This is a genomic window from Thalassotalea sp. G20_0 (assembly GCF_017744175.1).
Classification (GTDB): Bacteria; Pseudomonadota; Gammaproteobacteria; order Pseudomonadales; family Endozoicomonadaceae; genus Endozoicomonas.
Map to the genome: position 1 here is coordinate 1 of NZ_JAGHQV010000046.1, position 18,831 is coordinate 18,831.

The following is an 18,831-nucleotide window of genomic DNA, read 5'->3' on the forward strand; positions in this document are numbered from 1 at the left end:
TCATCAAATACAACAAACCATTAAAGCCAGTGGTTTGGTCATCTCTGGAACACTATGCCCGCAACGGCCAGCTAACCACCAGTTTATGTAAGGCGCTCAGCCCGGTTATCCGAAATGATAATGATGGCGTTGTTCCTGAGCTCGTTAAAAATGCAGTGGCTGAAAAGTTGGTACAGATTGAGGCAACAAAAACACCCGTAGTAACAGCCATCACTCTGCAACAACCTTCTGCAAGCACGACACCCCCTTGGGGTCAGGATTCCACCAGGAGCATTCAAGGGCCGAAATTTACCTTTGAAGCGGCAATGGAAGAGCTGGATCGTTTTCCGATATTGGGAAATAGAGAACTTGAACTATTGGAACCCTATCGGAAAGAGATGATACTTCCGCAGTTAATGAGTGTTCTCCAAAAGATCAACCATTATGATGTGGATCAGCAGACACAAAACGCCTGGTATTCAGCCTTGGAATGCAGAAAAAAAGACCCTCTTGGGCTGAACGAAATTGACATTGACATTTGGGAATCGGATTCTGATTTATTGTCGCTGGATTTTGATTTATTTGCGACCGAGTCAGAACGGGTCAACAACAACCCAGCTATTCCCGCTGAATATACGCCTTTGAGCGTATAATAAATCTCAAGCACACTATGTTCACAGTACACAAAAAGCAGCCTCCACTCTTGGTGGCTATTTGATGATCAAAAAAACTGAACCCTGAAGTCAGACTACCACTCAATTGTTCTATGAGCTGTCGTAAGGTACTACTCCCGCAACAGCCCGGTTGATAATTGCATCAAAGAACCCTTCCCAGCTAATGATCAACCAGGTCTGGAAATAGCCTTTCATCAACTCCCAGAGATGCGTCATTACCCCTCTCGTTCGCTCCTTCAAAGCTTTTTGGAACTCAGGACTGCCCAACTGTTGCAGTTGATCAAGCAGAAAAGCCAGTACCGTCAGGTAAGCGAGGTTGGTGGCCAGGTGTTGCTTACCGTGACCGTAGTTGTGCTCAAGGTGGTAGTCTTGCTTCTTCAGGGTGTTGAACGTCTGATTTTCAATGTGCCATCGGCATCGGCCTCCTTTCATCAGGGCTTCAATGGTCTTTTCGGTTACAGGGATATCAGTCACCCAGCTCCAGGTATGGCGGTCACCTTATTTTGTCCGTTTCAACAAAATCCAGTACATTGACTTTCTCGTCGGGGTTGGACTTGTTAAGAGGAACATCGTTGGCAAAACGATACCAGTGTTTAACGCCAGTCTCCGGGTCAGTTTTGACAAAGCGCGCTACTTTCTCCTGCTTGTCCAGCTCATCCATAGCCTCAATCAGCGGCCCATGATTGCCATCCTTGGCAATGATGATGTAATGCCAACCGTAGCTCTTGATTAGACGAATGGTCGGTCCATCAGCATACAGGCCATCCAGCAAAATGATCAGCTTTAAATAAGGGTGATCTTTTTTTACATTAGCGAGAAAACGCTTGATTGCACTCTTCTCGCTGTCATTTTTGGTGCAACCATCCTGTCGTACAATGGCCTCGGGAGCCAGTGGTATCACCACTTTCTGGTCCGGATGAACAATACAGTCCCCCATCAGCTGATGATAAAAAGCTTCACCGGCTTTGCCCTGGTTCTTTGTGCAGCAGTCGTCACAGCTCAGTTTGCCGGAGAAAAAGATTTGCGTACCATCAATGGCCAACAGGTAGTGGTTTTTCAAGCGGCCAATGGGAAACTCAAACTTTTGCAGGTACCCGGAACGCTGAACACGTGCAAAGAGTTTTTTGAAAGACTTCTGGAGCCAGTGCGGTGAAACAGGGTCCATTACCTCCCGCATTCGGGTGTCACAGGGCACCCGGCCATCAATGACATCAAACAGGGTTTCCAGGTTGTGGACCCGGACGGGGTCAGCCCGCTCGCTATCGAAGCGGAGCATGGAAGGCATTTTCACCTGCATCATGGCAAAAGCGGATTTGGGAAAATTGCCAAAAGGGATGCCATTCTTGCACTGATTGGGTCGATGATCAGGAATTTCGTCCAGACAGTCAGTAACCAGTTTGATCAGACGGCTGGCGGTCAGGTGTGAGCAATTTTTTTGAACGGGCTTGGCCCTTGGAGGCTGACCGAGAATAGCGCCCGTAGCGAGGATGGCAGAAAATTGACGCACGGATTCCATAGCCATGATTCCAACCCGTCCCGGAAAAATCACGTTGCCCGCGATTGAATACACCTGGTTTGATACAGCAAGTGGTGAGACTAAAACCTCCAGACTGCCTGCAACAGAGATAGATGTAGCCGCCGATCCAAACGCTAATGCCTTAACCGTGGCCTCCCAGACCACATTGCCAACAGACAAGCCTGCTGAATGCCCGGAACCTGCCAGAGTCAGCGATGCAACATCGCAGGAATCTCCCGGCATCTGGCAGACACCTGTCTTCTGGCAGTGGTTAACCGCTTTTTTTGCACTGTTATGGCTGATGACCCTGGCATTCTGGCGGTTCAAATCCAGTGCCGCAACAAAGTCAGATCAACCAATCATTAACATGGGTGGACGTCATCGATCCGGGAAACACGCCTCTGAAGCAGAAGCATTCCGCCAACTGGAAGCAGCCTGCCTGCAGAACGATGTTCGGTTGACGCTGAGCGAATTGAAAAACTGGGGTCGCATATATCTTAACAACAATCTTACCAACAACCTTAACAACAAGAACCTGACATCATTGACCGACTGTCTCAATCAGCTTGGTTCAGAGGAACTGAGCGTGATCTGCTATCAACTGTCAGCCAGCCTTTATCAAACTCAGGCAGGAGGGGCTGCTATAGCTGCTAAAGAAGAGCAGTTGACCACATTGCTGGAAGTGTGCAGAAAGCTCAGAGGCAGAAAGTCTGTTCGGAAAAGAGATCAGCTGCCAGGTCAGCTTTATCCAGAATAGATCAGCTGAATTTGACGGGAGCTTCCGGGAGGCTGACCGGGAATAGCACCCGTCCAGGCACCCCAGTAGCGAAGATGGCAGAAAATTTCCGACTTTTTATCCTCAATTTTCTGCCATCCTCGCTACGGGCGCTATTCTCGGTCAACCTCCTGGTCAGACAAGTCATTTTCTGGCCGACAGCGTGCTGTTTTCTGCTTGTCATAGGAATTCTGCTAATTTCTCATCCCACTTTCACCACCAAAATGACGTAATCATCTGATTTTGAACCATATATTCTATTCGAATATATGGTTGGCACTATTTTTAATTGTTTAAAATCAAAATGTTACCAAGGGGTGGTGAAGGTCGGTCTCATTGTCAGTTTGAACTTTTTTCAATTTCCCCTATCTAAATATACTATCGTACAGCATCTTTCAGCACTTAATATGTTTATCGTGACGATTAAGCCCTGCATATCAATGTAATTAGCGATTCACTACATATCAAATGCTTTCGGATGGAACCACGAAGAACACAAAGAGCACTAAGGAAAAGAAAATCACTTCTTTGCCGTGAAAAATATTTTGCGTAACCATTTTTCATTCCTGAGGGTGGCGCAAAATATTTTCACGCGCCGTGGGCATTTGCTCTTCGTGACCTTCGTGGTTCGATCTTTAACTTACCCAAGTGGGGGAGTAGGCGTTTAATGTCTACCCTAAGAGGGCGGTCTATACTCGGACAGCCTCCTACTAAAACCAGCACCTTTCAAGGTGTATTTACACAAAATGGCTGTTACGCCAAACAGGAGACTAAAAACCATGACATTACCTACATCAACTTCGTTTAATACCAGGTCTGTTGTGACCCAGACTAGGCCGGATTTAGAATGCCCCCCTGGAACATCGGCAGCCGAACAACAAGGCCAAATGGCAGGTTACAAAAAAGTAGCAAAAACTAAAACGCCATCATTCAGAGCTTTACCCAAGGAAATGGATGGTTTATCCCTAACTTCGTGTACCGGGCAGTTAAGAGAGAGGCAGGTTGCCAGCAAAAGTGACCAAACCAGGGCATCCAGCTTGGCCAAGGCAGACACAAAGCCAATAATAAACAGCAAGGACTATCTCCACGAATTGAGTGTTAAAGCAGGCAATCCCATGCTGAAGAGCACCACAGTGGAGTGTGCACTCAAATACATAGACACAGAGAGCGAACTTCCTCCATTGTCGAAAGCATTGACCTTACTGAACCTGCCCTGTATGAAAAAGGGTTGGTCGGGCGATGACCAGGCTGTTGAGAACAATCCAATCGATCTGACAAAATTATTGAGGTTTGCTACCTCTCCCACATTTAAAGACCAAGGCATAGAGAACGCCATTCTTGGAGCGAAAGACCATTTCCTTAAAATCGAAAATTATTTTAATAAGGTTTTCTCTAACAGATAAAAACCAGGGCATTGTGAGAGCCGCTAATGAAGCGAAAATCCATTTCCCTGGACTCACAACCAATTGAACCTTCTGATCAACAGTTTCTGGCAGTGCAACATATTGGCTGCCAGATTCTGGTAATGCACAAAGCCATTGTCTTCCCGGAACAGATATTTGCTGATATTTTGCCTTACACAGTATTCTCTGCTTAACCGTCTAATAATAAATTGCAATCAGGTATATTTAACAAAAGCCGTCACTCCAGCCTGACCAACTGAAACTGATGGGTGAAAGTCTCATATTGATCACGTCCACAGGCCTTGAGCTACAGCAAACAGACGTAACACCAAATTTTTTTCAACCTGAATGGAGAGCAGCCAAACACAGCTATGATTCTAACAGCAAAGAAAGAGTCAACTGTGAGAGGCCGCTCCGATGGAAGTATGTCAGTCACTGACCAATGTCGCCAATGATTCCTGTCCTGCAATTGACCAACTGCAGCAAAAACTGACTCTCCTTCGTCAGTCCAATAATCCCATCCAGCATTTTGAGGATCATGAAAACGAAATTCACTCCCTCTTTGTTCAGGCAGAGCGAGAAATACTGGCAGAAGAACTACAAAAATTAGACACCAATGAAGCCTCTATCGAAGTGAATGGGGTCGTGCATCACCAAGCATTACGCAGCTATCAAACCTACCAGTCAGCAGCAGGACCTGTCCGGGTATTGCGCAGCCTCTACCGCAATGCCGGGGATAAGTGCATTGCCCCTTTAGAGCTCAAGGCTGGCGTTGTAGAAGGCTACTGGTTACCAAAGGCTGCGAAGCAAGCAGCATGGATGGTTGCCCAGTTGCCGCCCGCGGACGTAAAAAGCTTACTTGATCTTATAGGGAATATGTCACCCTCAACCAGCTCTCTGGCACGTCTTCCTAAAAAACTCAACGAACAATGGGAGCAACGCCTTGACCCTTTCGAGACCCTTCTCGCGGAGAATCTCACAGTACCACCTAACGCGGTGACGGTAGCTGCTTCCCTTGACGGTGTGATGCTACCAATGAAAGACGGCAAGCGTCAGGAGAAACGTGAAAAGATTGTCGCTGATGGCAAACGCCCCCGTGGGCCAGCAGGTTGTCAGGAGGCCAGTTGTGGAACACTGTCGTTTTATGATGACCAGGGAGATCGCCTCTCTACGATCAGGATGGGACGAATGCCTGAAAGTAAGAAAGCGACATTGAAAAAATCCCTTTCAAACCTTTTGGATAAGGTGCTTCAGCAAAAGCCGAATCTGACTCTGGTCAAAGTGGCAGATGGAGCCCGGGACAATTGGACATACTTCACCAAAGAACTACCGGAGGGAGGAGAAATTGTTGATTATTACCATGCGGCAGAACACCTGAAGAAGGCATTTGACCTTGCTTACGGTGAAATAGCGCGAAGTCCAAAGAGAAGTTCAGCACCTACCGACATATCCTGAAGGAGGAGCCGGTCGGGGTTGAAAAAATAATCAAGGCACTGGCTTACCAGCATAGCAAGCATCCCCGCCGATCGAAATTAAAGACAGAGTTAAAGTACTTCAGAAAAAACCGGTTACGGATGAATCATGCAGTACACCTGTCGTACAACCTGCCCATAGGCTCAGGGGTCATTGAAGCGTCCTGTAAAACGCTGGTTACACAACGAATGAAGTGCTCGGGAATGCGTTGGCGGTGCCCTGGGAGGCAAGGAATCCTGACACTCAGGTCACTAATTCAAAGTGGTTGGTTCGACTGTGGCTGGATGCTGCTATCGGTAACGTACCGGGCCAAGGTAAATATGGTCAGTGATAATGTGATTCCATTTTCATCAGGGAAGGATGATCTCGAACGTTAGTACTCATCAATATGAGACTTTCACCCAAACCGATCACAGTTAAAATGGAAAATTTTTCTATAATACAGTTTAAAAAAATCGGGATAAATTAATTAAGAGAACTTTTAGAATGCCATTGCCTCCTATGAACATTGATCAAAGGGTACATTATCCAGGGCTAAAAGTTTCAGGATTGCCTGTCACACCTGATGCCAAACGCGACGATGAGCAAAACCCGGTTCCATTAAATTGCGAAGCTTTGATACCCTGTAGCGCTAATCCATATCCTGTTCAAACTACAGATATTTCTGCAAGGGGCATCCTTCCCGTTTCACCAGTTCCAGTTCAATTTCTGGCTACAACCCAAATGACCGGTCAGCCGGTTGCTGCCGTATATTGTGGAAATCAGCCTGTCATTCCATTGCCGCAACAACAACCGATCAGTATGAACACACTGCCATGGCCAATAGAGCCAGACACTTACAATGCAGCATGCCATCCATTTCCCGGGCAGAATTTTATGTCAGTACCTTCTGATCAAATGCCAGGCTGGCCACTTTCCTGCCTGGTTGAGGGCCTTACGCATGATAAAGCGCTTCGCCAGGGATTTGAGAGCAAGACTGCTCCGCCTGAGGAAACCATGGTGAAAGTGGCTAGAGAAATAGCAATAATGACAAAGGTTAATCTGGATCCGGAAGCAAACGAGTTCGTGCCAAAAACACTGCAATGTTCCGAGGAGCAGGCATCCCGGAGAGATGACAGACAACCGGCAAACGCTTTTGCCATCAGCAATGAAAAAGCATGCCCATCCCAACAGCTGCACGCAAAGGATGAAGTACCGGTGGGAGCTATAAAACTCCCACAGGTTACAGGTCCGGAATCTAATGAGGCCGGTGCTGAGTTAATGCCTTCATCAGCCCCGGATGACGCGAATAGTCCCGGGACATATTTTTCAGTTCAACAAGTCCTGCAACTAGGGCACCCCGGTGCTGCCAGAAAAACTCCCTGGGCACTCAGGCTGCTTTACCTCGACTGCTTCGATTTTCATCAGAAAATGCGCACCGATAATACCTTTGATAAACAGGGGAACAGGATAAAGCTTTCCAGGAGCGAGTTAAAAAAACAACACAAGACACTACAAAACCAGCTGAGGGAAAATAACAGCACGGTAAAACTACCTCCGTTACATAAAATAAAAAAAATGCCATCGACTGATATACTTTTGACCAGACCAACAAGTTATGTAGATATTCACCCCCTGAGCAGTCAATTAAGCCGTACTGCAGCTTCATTAGACCCGGATAAGTTTATTAAGAGGGAACAAGTAAGAAACAGTCTGGCCGCACATTTGGCATTTTATAAGTGTTCTGGCAAAGAGATGAACCAGCTGAAAGAAATGGCCAAAACCAAAGAGGCAAGAGTGTACGTGGAAAAACTGGAAACAGATGATCTATGGAATCTGGATTTTACCAGCATGCACTATTATCCCTATTTTGACCAAAAGGTTGTTACACTCAAAGCCCCATTCATCAGGTCGGCAGAGACGATTTACTGTCATCCACGTTTGTCCAGTCAAGCGTTGTTACAACATGGAAAAAAACTTTTTGCTATCAGTGAAAAACAGCAAGCCATTAGTGAAAGCCATGATAAACAATTAGCAGACATTATCAATACCATCACGTCATTAGCAAAAACCCTGAGTATCAAGCTGAACCAGCAGGTGGATAACAATACGCCTGCCAAGGTGCCAGAAACTTTTTCCAGGCAGTGCATTCAGTGGCATATACAATTTACCTCTGATCTTTTTTACAAAATGATTAAATTGGGTGAGGAAAATACACAGGACATTGGAGATGCTATTGCCTACTCAATGGATGCTCTTCTTGTGAGTATTAACACACTGTCTGACTATTCTTCAAAATTTACCGAAGAGTTCATAATGCTTGCTGAGTCACTGTGCCTCTTGCTGCAAAGTCGCCCGCTTCAGCATTCACTGATGCAACAGGTAGCACAAGTACCCGGCAACGTTAAAAGTATTTGGCTTGAATCTATAGAGCAACTAGAAAGTACGACCCTGATGATTCTGGTAAAATCATTGCAGCACCCGGGGCTCTTAAACACCACCATGTGCCTCTTTAAAACGCTATCTGACCATGAAATATTTCGAACGGGACAAGCTGGCAATAACAAGATATCCATGATCCGATTAGCCAGAGTAGCAGCAGAGATTACTAATAATTTATTAACAACACTGACCAATAATTTCCTGGATGACCTTTCGACTCATAATCAATTTATACAACAGCTGAACAATTGCTGCTCGATACTCAATCAAGTGCATCAAAAAGTCATTAAGAAATCCAACCTTGTTCACACCGAATCACAAAATCTGGAAGCTTGTATAAAGACTCTCCATGAAGCATGTCAAATTCGACTCACTCAAATTGACAAGGTACGCCAGGATTATCTTAATGAATTTGAGAGTGAGAAAAACAGCAATCAAGAGATATTACGAGAAAATATGAAAAAAAGGGAGCGGGCGAAAAAGAAGCAGGAAATAAGAAACAAAAGAAAACAGCAGCTTCAACAGGAGATCACCAGAGTAAAATCTGAACCACAGGAGAAAGAACAACCGGAATCAGATCATGCAAAGCTGGTTAATAGCATGAGCAAGCGATTGCAACTGTTTAATAAAAATCTTGAGTACGGTGAAAACTATGTTAGCGAACTGACGACAGTCGATTCTGTATTTCCTGAAATACAACAATCCCCCGTATTGGCTGTCTGGGTTTATGGTGATCTTGCCTACAACCTATGCAATAAGTGTACGGATAAATTTAACCGGGCCACACTTTTTGTCGAGAAGTTCGACAAAATGAGAGCCTTCTGTGATGATGCTCTTAAGGAAGCTGCTCAACATCCATGGCGGTATGACGCCCAGTGGCTATATGATAGAAATCCAAATCAGCCAATCAGCATCAGCAGCATCAATTTCCTTACGCGGTTATCTGATCCAGAGAAGATTCAGGTCCTGATCAAACGTGCATTCACCAGCGCCTCCCTGTATCAGTCAGCCCTTGATCGAGGCAGAGATGCCGCCCATCAACTGACTCAGGATATGATGGTCGGCCTGGCTAGTGGGGAAAATGATCTGCAAATGTATCACCTGCAGCAAAGGGTAGCGTTTATCATTGAAGAAATGAACGATGTAAAGCAGTACCTGAAAGACCTGCAACCGGTGCCTGACATATCTAATCTTTTAGCAACAAGAAAGCAGCTTTTTAAAACACTTAAAACAAAAGAGGTTACCAGTGTGCCAGACGGTGGTAAAGCAGATCAGGGCAAAGAAGCAAAGGACGCCGTTTATAAAGCACTGCTGGAGAAATCAGAAAGTGAGTGGAAAGTTGACAGCTCAGTTTGTGATATGCGCAATTCTGCCGAACAGCAGCTTGAGCAAGTCATTAAAGGTTTTACAGAACTTAAAACACAGCTGGAAGTCGTGCAATAGTCTCTTTCAACTAAGCAATATCCGGGTTAATAGCTAATATTTATGATTGGCTGACGTAAATATCAAAAAAGAGGTAAGTGAGTCCGATAACCACAGGACGAATAGAGCCAGATATGCCGCATCCGAAAAAGGCAGGAAGGCCATAGCCAGGGCCAAGGCTAAATACCTGGCATCCAATAAAGGCAAAGAGACCATGGCCAGGTCCAGGGCTAAATACCGGGCATCCGATAAAGGCAAAAAGAACATAGCCAAATACATGGCATCCGATAAATACAAAGAGGCCAGCGCCAGAAGATGGGCCAAATTCGCCGCAACTGATAAAGGTAAGGCAGACCAGACCATAAGGTATACAAGGACAACAACCTATCGGTTGGCTATAAAACAAGGCTTGAGTGAAAAGTTGGCGAGGGAAAAAGCAGAGCTGGCAGCGGAGGCAAAAAAAGCAACATTCACATCAGTGTTTCCCGCTTTTAAGTCACCAGACTCAAGGAGTATTGCCAATCCATAAACGAAATGCATCTGCTGTCACTCCCTGTTCGTTATGTGAGTTTATTTACTCAACCAAATCTGAGAGATGGTTGGATTGGAATGCAAGCATGTTTCTCTAACCTTCAATTGCACATCAGAATTGGTGGCAAATGCTGACAGCACCATAGATCGGACGATATTGTTTGAAATCACCTCAGCCTGTGAATCATAATCATTGTATAAATCCACTTTTACCAAATCGCTTCGGCAACCATATGGACCAATAGTACGATCAACTTTGAAGTAAAAAGTTCTGCTTCCCTGGGCATGGGCACCAACACTGATTATCTTCAATCCAGTTTCCGTACCGGCCACAACAGTCATTGATAAGAGTGATAGCAATAGTCCAAGTATGCTAATGAATAGTCGCATTTTTTTCTCCTTTTCAGTCAACCTTCTGGCCGCTATTCAGTACCTGTGTAGTTGTCCCCATGATTTTACGTCCGAGTAAAATAGAAGGTCTGTATGGATGCAGTACCGCGGACAAGCCTGAAGGGTTATAGTCATCATCCGCAGGATTCTGGTGACCTGAGCCACCGGCATCGCCACAACTGTGATAACAGCAGGGGGTATGTATCCATACGTGGCTATTGCTATTGCCATCTCCTGCCACGATTGCCACGATTGCCAGGACAGTTACCGCAGCGACAGCTACACCGGAGAAGATCAATTCAGATCCATGTCTTGGCAGCTCATAGTACAGGCGTGAAATACAGTTGAAAGTCTCTCGGGCGGGTTTGATGGTATATTCCAGCAGGCTTTTGTGTGGTTTTCCACGGATCACATCTGTGGCAATTTTCCCAATACCATAGACAGCACCTCCGGTGGCAGCGAGCCCGGTAACAGCCACAGCGGTAACGTAATAGGCAGCAAAAACACCGCCATTTACCACCGTTGAGGCAATGCGAAATGGCATGACACAAGCCTTTCCAGCAGCTTTGCCGATACTTGACCATACGGAACGGCGACCGTTTCCCTCCATAGCAGGAGCAGGAAATTGGGTCTGACTGACACTCGTCGAAATTGGAGCGACACCTGGATAGCTCATAAAACCACCTCCTTGTTGATATAAAAATTAAGGTAATGCTTTATCAGACTCGGAATTTACAAAGGTATTCAATTTGATTGACTAACAAGACGGTTAGGAATAGTGTCATTCAGCCTGATTAAAATGCCTGGAAATAAATATAAAGCACCCTAAGCACCAGCTGGCGACAATAAAGACAACCAGCGCTGGGAATAACACACTCTGGAGAGTGATAGCCCGACTTGACTCTGGAAAAACCATAGCCCTCTACAGAAAGGGCTGGTAACCTGATGCCATGCTTACCCGGCAGAAGAACCACATGGCTGAGGGCCAGAAACTTGGCCACATGTTTTCGGGTTTCAGCTGGCAAATCAAGGCTCCAGAAACCCGCATCTGAATATTCTCCCGACGCTTTAGCCTGAGCAATGCTTTGTTTCACCCGGTAAAGGCCAGCGTTATAAGCAGCAATGGTTAACATCCAGTCACTGGTTCTTTTATAGAGGTACTCAATATAGGTCAATGCGGCATCAGTGGCTTTTTCCAGGTCAGTTCTTTCATCACACTTTTTCGACACCTTAAGTCCGTAAGCCCTGGCTGTTCCGGGCATCAACTGCCACAGCCCCATCGCCCTTGCCGATGAACGTGCTTTGAGGTCAAGGTCGCTTTCGATCAGCGGTAGCAGGGCCAGCTCAGCCGGTAGACCTCTTTCCTGAATCTTCCTGTTCAAATAAAATTGATGCATCAGGATTCGCTGGGACAGACGGTTAAAATAATATTGGGGAAATGCTTTCAGCTGCTCGTTGACCTTCGCATTGTGATAGTAGGCCATTAACCGAAAACCATGGCGTAACGACTGCCAGCCATCTTTTGGGTCATGAATGCAGACCGGCCGGTAGGGCTTATCCATTTGACGCTTATCCGTCTCTGCCATGTCCCCCTGTCCATGGCATGGCACAGGCGAAAAGCCCATGAAGACAAGAACCGCTGCCAACACCAGAAAATACCAGCCCGCCCGACAACCCGCCAAAAGTGGCCCGTCTTTTACTGCACTTTTATTGCACCAGGGTATCTCACGCTGCTTTCCGGACTGAATAAAAACGATAGTGCTAACAGCAGAATCCAAGCGACAGCTCCAAAGCAAACAATGGCTAACGTAAAACTCTATAAATTGAAACCAGAGATTTAAACTGGGACAAAAAGACAAAGATCATAAAAATATAGCGTATTTTACACCGGAAATTGGAGGCATGCTGTTAAAGACCGACCGACAGAATCCCCCCCAGACAACCTTTTATCCCCGGTAAACAGTTGGTCAAATGGAATTGAATCGTAATTCGTGGAATTGATATCTTCATGTTCCTGCAATAATTGATAGCTCTTTCTATCAACGCCTCAATTGATAGCTTAAGCAGACCAGCATAACGTCGCCCCATTAAATTCAGAGAGAATTGATTTTGTATAAACCGGTAATGATATACCGTAAGGTAATAATGTGTTTTTTTTGAAAAATTATTGTTATTTGGTTCAACTGGCGTAAAGGCTGTGCCATTATTGATAGGGTTTTTACTTTAATCCTGTTACAGGCAAGATCGTTCTGGCCAATACGGCATTTCTGGCCAAAAACAACGGAAACTGATATGAAGAAGGTTATTAAAATATCTGCTCTGGCAGCCGCTGTACTCTTGGCAGCAGGCTGTCAGGAAAAGACCACCCAGACTCCTGAAGTTGAGTTAAACACGGATGATCAGAAAGCCGCCTATGCCATTGGTGCCTCTGTCGGTAACTTTGCCAGCCAGACACTGAAACAGCAGGATGAGCTGGGTGTTGTCCTTGAGCGTGCGCTGGTTCAGCAGGGCTTGCTCGACGCCCTTGCCGATCAGGTCAAAATGAACGAGGAGGAGATGGGTGCAGCTCTTCGGGCTCATGAGCAGAAGATGAACACCGTCGTTCAGGAGAATGCTACGAAGAAGCGTGAGGAGACCCGTAAAACCGGCGCCAAATACCTGGAAGATAACGCTGGGAAAGAAGGAGTTTCCGTGACTGAGTCCGGCCTGCAATATGAAGTTATCAAGCAGGGAGACGGTCCAAAACCAACCGCAGCCGATACTGTTACCGTTCATTATACCGGTACGCTGACTGACGGCACTGTTTTCGACAGCAGCAAGCAGAGAGGGCAGCCAGCGACGTTCCCCCTGGCAAACGTGATCAAGGGCTGGACTGAGGGTGTTGCCCTGATGTCTGTTGGCTCTGAATATCGCCTGACGATTCCCGCTGAGCTGGCATACGGCGACCAGGAAGTTGGCTCCATTCCAGCAGGCTCCGTGCTGGTATTTGAGGTTGAGCTGATCAGCATTGAAGGCAAGGAAGAAGCCGCCAGCGAATAAGCCACGAAATAAATCTTCAGGCTGGTTACAATAACGGGCAGTACGACGACTGCCCGTTATTTTTGGTGAAATATGAACCTGATCTCTATTTTAGTACTTTTGTTCATCACCCTGTTTGTTGTGGTTAAGCTGACGGAGCGCCATGGCAAACCGCTGACTAATGAGCAGCAGGGCAAGCTTGCCAAAATCGCCATGGTATTGATTTTTGTTATGTTAGTGGCGGCTCTGATCAAATCTCTAATGTAATCAAAATTGAAACAGCTCACCTATGATGACCATCACCAGCAATGCAGGGCTGACCCAGCGGATCAGGAGCTGCCAGGTTTTCAGGGATTTGCCCTGCATTCCCAACTGTTCAGCCAGCACTTTTCTTTCCATGATATAACCGCAAAAATAAAGCACCAGAAGCCCAACGGCTGGCAGCATAACCTGGGTAGCAAAGGCGGTATAAAGGTCAAACAGCGTTTTGCCATTTAAAGAAACCTGCTTCCAGACACTGAAAGAGAGCCCGGGTATTAACCCGACCAGAAATATCATAGCACCTGCTATGGCGGCTCCTGTGGCGCGGAAGCCTGAACACAGGCGACTCATCACCACCACCAGCGGTTCAGCCAGATTGACTGCCGATGTCCAAACCGCCATGACCAGAAGAAGAAAGAATAAGGGCAAAACCAGCGAGCCAAAGGGCATTTGAGCCAGGGCAACCGGCAGGGTGATAAACATCAGCCCGGGACCTTCCGCCACCGACAATCCTTCACTGAATACCACGGCAAAGGTGGCAATACCGACCATCACTGCCACCAGCACGTCAAGCAAGGCAACCACCAACACCGCCTTAATCACCGACTGCCTCTCCGGCATATAAGCCCCATAGGCCATCAGACAACAGGCACCAATGGCCAGGGTGAAAAAAGCATGGCCCATTGCCTCCAGTACCACACCGCTGCTGACCGCCTCAAACCTGAAAGCAAACAGGTAATCAAGGGCTGGCGCAAAACCACTGAACTGACTGGCATATATCAGTAGAACCACCAGAATCATGTACATCAGGGGCATCAGCCAGTTGTTCAACCGTTCAATGCCTTTGGAAATGGCTCGACCACTGATGGCCACGGTCATAACAATAAACAGACCGTGGTATAAAACCACCTGCCAGGGAGATTCCAGCAGCTGTTGAAAATGTATCGAAGTCGCTTGAATGCTGTTGGCTGGAAGTTCCCCCGTGAGCGACTGGAAAAAAAAGTGCAGCACCCAGCCGGACACCACACTGTAGAATGAGAGAATCATTGTGGCCGCCATCGTTCCCATCCAGGCCAGCTTACTCCAGTGCCTGGTGTGGCCAGCACTGACCGCCAGCTGGCGCAGACTGCTGGCAGGTGAAGCCCGCCCTGCCCGGCCAACCACAATCTCGGCAACCATGACTGGCAACCCCAGCAACACCACAAAAATAATATAAAGAAGGAAAAACAGGCTTCCTCCGTTTTCACCGGCTACATAAGGGAAACGCCAGATATTTCCCAAACCGATGGCAGCCCCGGCAATGGCAAAAATAAACGCGCGATTGGAAGTGATTCTGTTTTCAGGCGGCATGGACTGTCCATTTTCTACTGGTATGTACTGACCAACAGGTCATTATCAGCATAGACGCAAACATATACTTATATATCGGATGGACTCTGAAGGATCCCAGAGCAGGCCTCCTGGCGGATCAAATATTGATCCAGATCGATAAACACTCCCCATGGATGCGTCTATGATGGATGCTATGAAGTAAAGTTCAATGATCCAGGGGATGTTCCCGGAGGCATTTATGAGCAGCAGCGAAGTTTTTCATCTCGGTCTGAGCCAGAAGGTTCTGAATGGTGCCACACTGGCCATTGTCCCCGGTGATCCGGAGCGGGTCGAACGTATTGCCGAACTAATGGATAACCCGACCAGACTGGCCAGCCTCCGGGAGTTCACCTCATGGCGAGGGGAGCTGGAGGGTCAGTCTGTCGTGGTTTGTTCAACCGGTATTGGTGGACCTTCCACATCTATTGCCGTAGAAGAGCTGGCACAACTGGGCATCCGGACTTTTCTGAGAGTTGGCACCACGGGTGCCATCCAGCCCCATATCAATGTGGGCGATGTCATTATCACCACCGGTTCCGTCCGCCTGGACGGTGCCAGCCGACATTTTGCCCCTATCAGCTATCCTGCCGTTGCTGACTTTCAGTGTACCCGGGCACTGGTAGATACCGCTGAACAAGGGGGGCTTAACTACTGGACAGGCATTACTGCCTCCAGCGACACCTTCTACCCCGGTCAGGAACGTTATGACACCTTCACCCAGCGGGTCAGAAAAGAGCTACAGGGCTCTATGGCAGAGTGGCAGTCGATGGGGGTGCTTAACTATGAAATGGAGTCCGCAACCCTTCTGACCATGTGTTCAGCCATGGGGCTTAAGGCCGGGTGCGTTGCCGGGGTCATTGTTAACCGTACCGGCAATGAAACGCCGGACACTGAAAAGCTGGCCAGTGTTGAACCCAACGCGATTAACACCGTGATCGGAGCAGCAAGACGCCTTCTGGGCAGCACTGGCTGAATATTGAACCATGCCCCGGATGGGCACGGGTATAAGATTAGGAATGATACGACGTTCCGGTGAGACTCCTTTGATACAATCGTTACCAATACCTTTATCCAGCGGTCCTGTGGATCGACCCGTTGATACTCCTCCAACAGATCAACCACAGGCAAGCTGGAAGCGCTGGGCAGTGTGTATATTCCCAGCGGCTAACGCCATCGTGTCCGCAGCATTTACCTTGAGTGCGATCGCTTCTGGATGCTCCTTCGCAGCAGCAATTTTTGGAGTTCTTACCGTAATTTCTACAGACTGCGCTATCAATGCCTGTTCACTAAACAGTACCCTTTCTACTACTCCTTCTACATTTTCCCGCGGCATCAATAGACTGAGTGACATACTCAGCTGCCTGTCTGAAAGCACCTCCAACATTGTGTACAACCAGGGGTACGAAGTTGTCGATGTCCCCGGCGATGGCAATTGTTTTTTCCATGCCGCCCTTGTGTCATGCGTGCAATGCCCCGGCCGGGATGCTCACACCTTACGTCAACAAGTGTATGAAGAAGCAAGAGAATGGCTACAGGATTACGAAAACAATCATTCACGTTTCAATGAATACGAAAGCTGCCATTCTGTGCCGGAAGAAGACCTTTACTTCTATTTAACGATTGATTCCGAGCACGACGGCATGACCGGTCTGGACGCCATCAAATGTGATGGCGAATGGATGTATACAGTCATCGTCCCCCTGGTAGCCAGAGTGTTGCAAAAGCCAGTCATTACAGTAAATGACAAGGGCACTATTATGAGCGCTGTTGATGCTTATGGTTTCTACTTCCCCGTAACTGACGATCAGTTGAAAAACTTTGATTTAAATGGGATTGGAGACTTTGTATTACTTGAGAACATTGACAGCAAGCACTTCAGAGGCTGCAGAAAGCGCAACATCATGCCTGAAGATCAACACAGGAAGGTGTCCGAAGATACCATTCCCGAACCACCTGCCGGGCAGATTGCCTCACATGAACCCTTATTTGCCAAGCCCGGGAAAAGCCTGAAGCATATCGTTTGCAACCCTTCCCCAGACCTGGCTTAACGCCTGAACCAGAGCTTGTGTAGAAACATCACTCTCCAGCGGCAGTGTATAGACTCTCTCCTGACGGGCAATGACCTGCTGATCCTGCCCTTCCAGAGACCAGGCCACGTTCATCCGTAACTGGCGGTCCACCAGCGCTATGGACTGAACATCAACAAATGCGACCACTTCCGGGCGTTTATTCCGGACCCAGGGGCCGGAGCTTATCCAAGTGCCAGAGTGAACCTGTTGACGCAGATTTTGCACCATAGCCTGTGTCAGCAGCTCTGGTAAGGGCTCCCCCCAGTGATCATTCGCAGAGGACTGTAAACGAACACCACCATCGCTCCAGGTAATCGTTTTCTTATCCAGCCAACCGACAACACTCACCGGAAAAACCCCCAGTGTAGCGGTGTCCGGCAGCACAGTCTGCTCTTGTGAAACCGTTGCCGCTACCAGCGTATAGTCATGATAGCTGGGGTTCCTGGCGGAACAGCCCGAGAGCAACATGATCAGGAAGAAAGCCTTTGCAGCAGCGCCCTGACCCATAACAAGGTTCAATATACGAAGGTAACGGCTCACCGTACATCTCCTGACTGTCTACCAAAGATAATCGAATCGGGTTGGCGTTGCAGCAGGTCAGCCAGATCGTCCACCGCCCTGGAAGCACGACTGATGTCTTTTGAACTCTGCGTCAGCTGGTACATCAATGGTGAGTCAGGTGCCAGTGTCTCTTCCGCTGCGGACATGGTTTGCTGAAGTTGCAGCATCGTTTCATTCAACTGCTGCGTGGCGGCAGGCAGCTGGGTTTTCAGTAATGCTGTCACTTCCCCGGCATCCCGTGACATGGATGCAAACTCACTGCGAATGCCCGCCATGCTCGAGGCCATCTCATTGGACATCGCTGTCATACTGACAAATGCCTTATCAACATCATCAATCAGTTTGTTCAGGCGATCATCTCCAGTCAGCCGGGACAGATTATCAAGAACTTCCGTTAAACTGCTGGCCATCTCCGCAATATTAATGCTCTCAAACCGCTCAATAAACTCTTCCAAATTATTGGGCACTGTGGGAATCTGTGGATACTCGGTGGCCACAGGCTGCATTTCCGGGAAAGAGTCAAAGAAATCCACTTCGATATAAAGCAACCCGGTCAATACACTCTGCAGTCCAATCTGGGCACTGAGCCCCTGCTTCAGCAACTGTCCCAGCACATTATGGTCACTGCTTTTCCCCTGCTCACTGATGGCATCCGGGTACATATCAATGGTGACCACATTCAGGACCTTCTGGTGATTGTGATACAGCCTGGTCTTGATGGTGACCACTTCACCAATTTTCACGCCGCGCAGAGTCACGGGAGCACCAACATTCAGGCCTTTGATCGAGCTGTCAAACAGGACCTGATAACGCTGAACCGCCTTCCTGGAAAAACCATCCACATTAAGAAACAACACCAGGGCAAACGTCATGGTAATGATCAGGATGACAAAAAGGCCAACGGATACTGACAGGGATTTTCTATTCATAGGCTTCTCCCGGAAAAGCGAGCCTCACTAATTAATTC

At 47.5% G+C, this 18,831-nt stretch carries 20 protein-coding genes; 12 read left to right on the forward strand and 8 right to left on the reverse strand.

Annotation, left to right across the window (positions count from 1 at the left end; genetic code table 11):
- Positions 1–632, forward strand: a 632-nt coding sequence (locus J7438_RS20455; RefSeq protein WP_209278007.1) for a hypothetical protein, incomplete at its 5' end; no start/stop codon positions are given.
- A gap of 111 nt (positions 633–743) precedes the next feature.
- On the opposite strand, the gene J7438_RS20460 is transcribed toward J7438_RS20455, so the two are convergent.
- Positions 744–1,127 (reverse strand): hypothetical protein, encoded by a 384-nt coding sequence (locus J7438_RS20460; RefSeq protein ID WP_209278008.1) that lies wholly within the window; start codon positions 1,125–1,127, stop codon positions 744–746.
- Positions 1,128–1,146: 19 nt separating this feature from the next.
- Positions 1,147–2,175: a hypothetical protein gene (locus tag J7438_RS20465; RefSeq protein ID WP_209278009.1), complete on the reverse strand. Its 1,029-nt coding sequence runs from the start codon at positions 2,173–2,175 to the stop codon at positions 1,147–1,149.
- Between J7438_RS20465 and J7438_RS20470 the strand changes: the two genes are divergently transcribed.
- The 6 genes from J7438_RS20470 (at position 2,174) to J7438_RS20495 (ending at position 10,192) form a co-directional block, all read left to right on the forward strand.
- Complete coding sequence (locus J7438_RS20470) at positions 2,174–2,926, forward strand: BatD family protein (protein WP_286196784.1); 753 nt, start codon at positions 2,174–2,176, stop codon at positions 2,924–2,926. The two genes, J7438_RS20465 and J7438_RS20470, sit on opposite strands and share 2 nt — an antisense overlap.
- A 797-nt stretch (positions 2,927–3,723) precedes the next feature.
- Positions 3,724–4,347 carry a hypothetical protein gene (locus J7438_RS20475; protein ID WP_209278010.1) on the forward strand — a complete coding sequence of 208 codons (624 nt, stop codon included), beginning with the start codon at positions 3,724–3,726 and terminating at the stop codon, positions 4,345–4,347.
- A gap of 26 nt (positions 4,348–4,373) precedes the next feature.
- Complete coding sequence (locus J7438_RS20480; protein ID WP_209203665.1) at positions 4,374–4,541, forward strand: hypothetical protein; 168 nt, start codon at positions 4,374–4,376, stop codon at positions 4,539–4,541.
- A gap of 223 nt (positions 4,542–4,764) precedes the next feature.
- Positions 4,765–5,802 (forward strand): hypothetical protein, encoded by a 1,038-nt coding sequence (locus J7438_RS20485; protein WP_209278011.1) that lies wholly within the window; start codon positions 4,765–4,767, stop codon positions 5,800–5,802.
- A gap of 2,196 nt (positions 5,803–7,998) precedes the next feature.
- Positions 7,999–9,684 (forward strand): hypothetical protein, encoded by a 1,686-nt coding sequence (locus tag J7438_RS20490; RefSeq protein ID WP_209278012.1) that lies wholly within the window; start codon positions 7,999–8,001, stop codon positions 9,682–9,684.
- A gap of 46 nt (positions 9,685–9,730) precedes the next feature.
- Entirely contained in the window at positions 9,731–10,192 is a 462-nt protein-coding gene (locus J7438_RS20495; RefSeq protein ID WP_209278013.1) for a hypothetical protein, read from the forward strand.
- Positions 10,193–10,233: 41 nt separating this feature from the next.
- Here the strand turns inward: J7438_RS20495 and J7438_RS20500 are convergent, their stop codons facing one another.
- The 3 genes from J7438_RS20500 to J7438_RS20510 form a co-directional block, all read right to left on the reverse strand.
- On the reverse strand, positions 10,234–10,584 hold the full coding sequence (locus J7438_RS20500) for a hypothetical protein (RefSeq protein ID WP_209278014.1): 351 nt from the start codon (positions 10,582–10,584) through the stop codon (positions 10,234–10,236).
- Between the two features lie 13 nt (positions 10,585–10,597).
- On the reverse strand, positions 10,598–11,260 hold the full coding sequence (locus J7438_RS20505) for a hypothetical protein (protein ID WP_209278015.1): 663 nt from the start codon (positions 11,258–11,260) through the stop codon (positions 10,598–10,600).
- 118 nt (positions 11,261–11,378) lie between these two features.
- Positions 11,379–12,170: a lytic transglycosylase domain-containing protein gene (locus J7438_RS20510; protein ID WP_209278016.1), complete on the reverse strand. Its 792-nt coding sequence runs from the start codon at positions 12,168–12,170 to the stop codon at positions 11,379–11,381.
- A gap of 37 nt (positions 12,171–12,207) precedes the next feature.
- Here J7438_RS20510 and J7438_RS27930 point away from each other — a divergent pair, with 37 nt between their 5' ends.
- The 3 genes from J7438_RS27930 (at position 12,208) to J7438_RS20520 (ending at position 13,869) form a co-directional block, all read left to right on the forward strand.
- Positions 12,208–12,330: a hypothetical protein gene (locus J7438_RS27930; RefSeq protein WP_286196787.1), complete on the forward strand. Its 123-nt coding sequence runs from the start codon at positions 12,208–12,210 to the stop codon at positions 12,328–12,330.
- 546 nt (positions 12,331–12,876) lie between these two features.
- Positions 12,877–13,623, forward strand: coding sequence for an FKBP-type peptidyl-prolyl cis-trans isomerase (gene fkpA / locus J7438_RS20515; RefSeq protein ID WP_209203658.1), 747 nt, complete (start codon positions 12,877–12,879; stop codon positions 13,621–13,623).
- 72 nt (positions 13,624–13,695) lie between these two features.
- Complete coding sequence (locus tag J7438_RS20520) at positions 13,696–13,869, forward strand: hypothetical protein (RefSeq protein ID WP_209203657.1); 174 nt, start codon at positions 13,696–13,698, stop codon at positions 13,867–13,869.
- On the opposite strand, the gene J7438_RS20525 is transcribed toward J7438_RS20520, so the two are convergent.
- The gene (locus tag J7438_RS20525; RefSeq protein WP_209278017.1) at positions 13,870–15,213 is read right to left on the reverse strand and encodes a sodium-dependent transporter; all 1,344 of its coding nucleotides are present in this window, start codon (positions 15,211–15,213) and stop codon (positions 13,870–13,872) included.
- Between the two features lie 220 nt (positions 15,214–15,433).
- Here J7438_RS20525 and udp point away from each other — a divergent pair, with 220 nt between their 5' ends.
- A complete protein-coding gene (gene udp / locus J7438_RS20530) occupies positions 15,434–16,207 on the forward strand; it encodes a uridine phosphorylase (protein WP_209278018.1) in 774 nt (257 codons plus the stop codon).
- A 109-nt stretch (positions 16,208–16,316) separates the two neighbouring features.
- Positions 16,317–17,282 (forward strand): OTU domain-containing protein, encoded by a 966-nt coding sequence (locus J7438_RS20535; protein WP_209278019.1) that lies wholly within the window; start codon positions 16,317–16,319, stop codon positions 17,280–17,282.
- Here J7438_RS20535 and J7438_RS20540 read toward each other — a convergent pair.
- Together J7438_RS20540 and J7438_RS20545 are read right to left on the reverse strand one after the other, a co-directional pair.
- Positions 17,217–17,843: a PqiC family protein gene (locus tag J7438_RS20540; protein WP_209278020.1), complete on the reverse strand. Its 627-nt coding sequence runs from the start codon at positions 17,841–17,843 to the stop codon at positions 17,217–17,219. The genes J7438_RS20535 and J7438_RS20540 overlap by 66 nt on opposite strands.
- Positions 17,840–18,793 carry an MlaD family protein gene (locus J7438_RS20545; RefSeq protein ID WP_209203652.1) on the reverse strand — a complete coding sequence of 318 codons (954 nt, stop codon included), beginning with the start codon at positions 18,791–18,793 and terminating at the stop codon, positions 17,840–17,842. Before J7438_RS20545 ends, J7438_RS20540 begins: the two co-directional genes overlap by 4 nt.
- Positions 18,794–18,831 lie beyond the last annotated feature (38 nt).

What these genes read in the sequence shown, in the direction of transcription:
- J7438_RS20520 (WP_209203657.1), top strand. Translation starts at nt 13,696, where the DNA reads ATGAACCTGATCTCTATTTTAGTACTTTTGTTCATCACCCTGTTTGTT.
- J7438_RS20480 (WP_209203665.1), top strand. Translation starts at nt 4,374, where the DNA reads ATGAAGCGAAAATCCATTTCCCTGGACTCACAACCAATTGAACCTTCT.
- fkpA (WP_209203658.1), top strand. Translation starts at nt 12,877, where the DNA reads ATGAAGAAGGTTATTAAAATATCTGCTCTGGCAGCCGCTGTACTCTTG.
- J7438_RS27930 (WP_286196787.1), top strand. Translation starts at nt 12,208, where the DNA reads ATGAAGACAAGAACCGCTGCCAACACCAGAAAATACCAGCCCGCCCGA.
- J7438_RS20510 (WP_209278016.1), bottom strand. Translation starts at nt 12,170, where the DNA reads ATGGCAGAGACGGATAAGCGTCAAATGGATAAGCCCTACCGGCCGGTC.
- J7438_RS20485 (WP_209278011.1), top strand. Translation starts at nt 4,765, where the DNA reads ATGGAAGTATGTCAGTCACTGACCAATGTCGCCAATGATTCCTGTCCT.
- J7438_RS20525 (WP_209278017.1), bottom strand. Translation starts at nt 15,213, where the DNA reads ATGCCGCCTGAAAACAGAATCACTTCCAATCGCGCGTTTATTTTTGCC.
- udp (WP_209278018.1), top strand. Translation starts at nt 15,434, where the DNA reads ATGAGCAGCAGCGAAGTTTTTCATCTCGGTCTGAGCCAGAAGGTTCTG.
- J7438_RS20500 (WP_209278014.1), bottom strand. Translation starts at nt 10,584, where the DNA reads ATGCGACTATTCATTAGCATACTTGGACTATTGCTATCACTCTTATCA.
- J7438_RS20470 (WP_286196784.1), top strand. Translation starts at nt 2,174, where the DNA reads ATGATTCCAACCCGTCCCGGAAAAATCACGTTGCCCGCGATTGAATAC.
- J7438_RS20465 (WP_209278009.1), bottom strand. Translation starts at nt 2,175, where the DNA reads ATGGCTATGGAATCCGTGCGTCAATTTTCTGCCATCCTCGCTACGGGC.
- J7438_RS20545 (WP_209203652.1), bottom strand. Translation starts at nt 18,793, where the DNA reads ATGAATAGAAAATCCCTGTCAGTATCCGTTGGCCTTTTTGTCATCCTG.
- J7438_RS20505 (WP_209278015.1), bottom strand. Translation starts at nt 11,260, where the DNA reads ATGAGCTATCCAGGTGTCGCTCCAATTTCGACGAGTGTCAGTCAGACC.
- J7438_RS20475 (WP_209278010.1), top strand. Translation starts at nt 3,724, where the DNA reads ATGACATTACCTACATCAACTTCGTTTAATACCAGGTCTGTTGTGACC.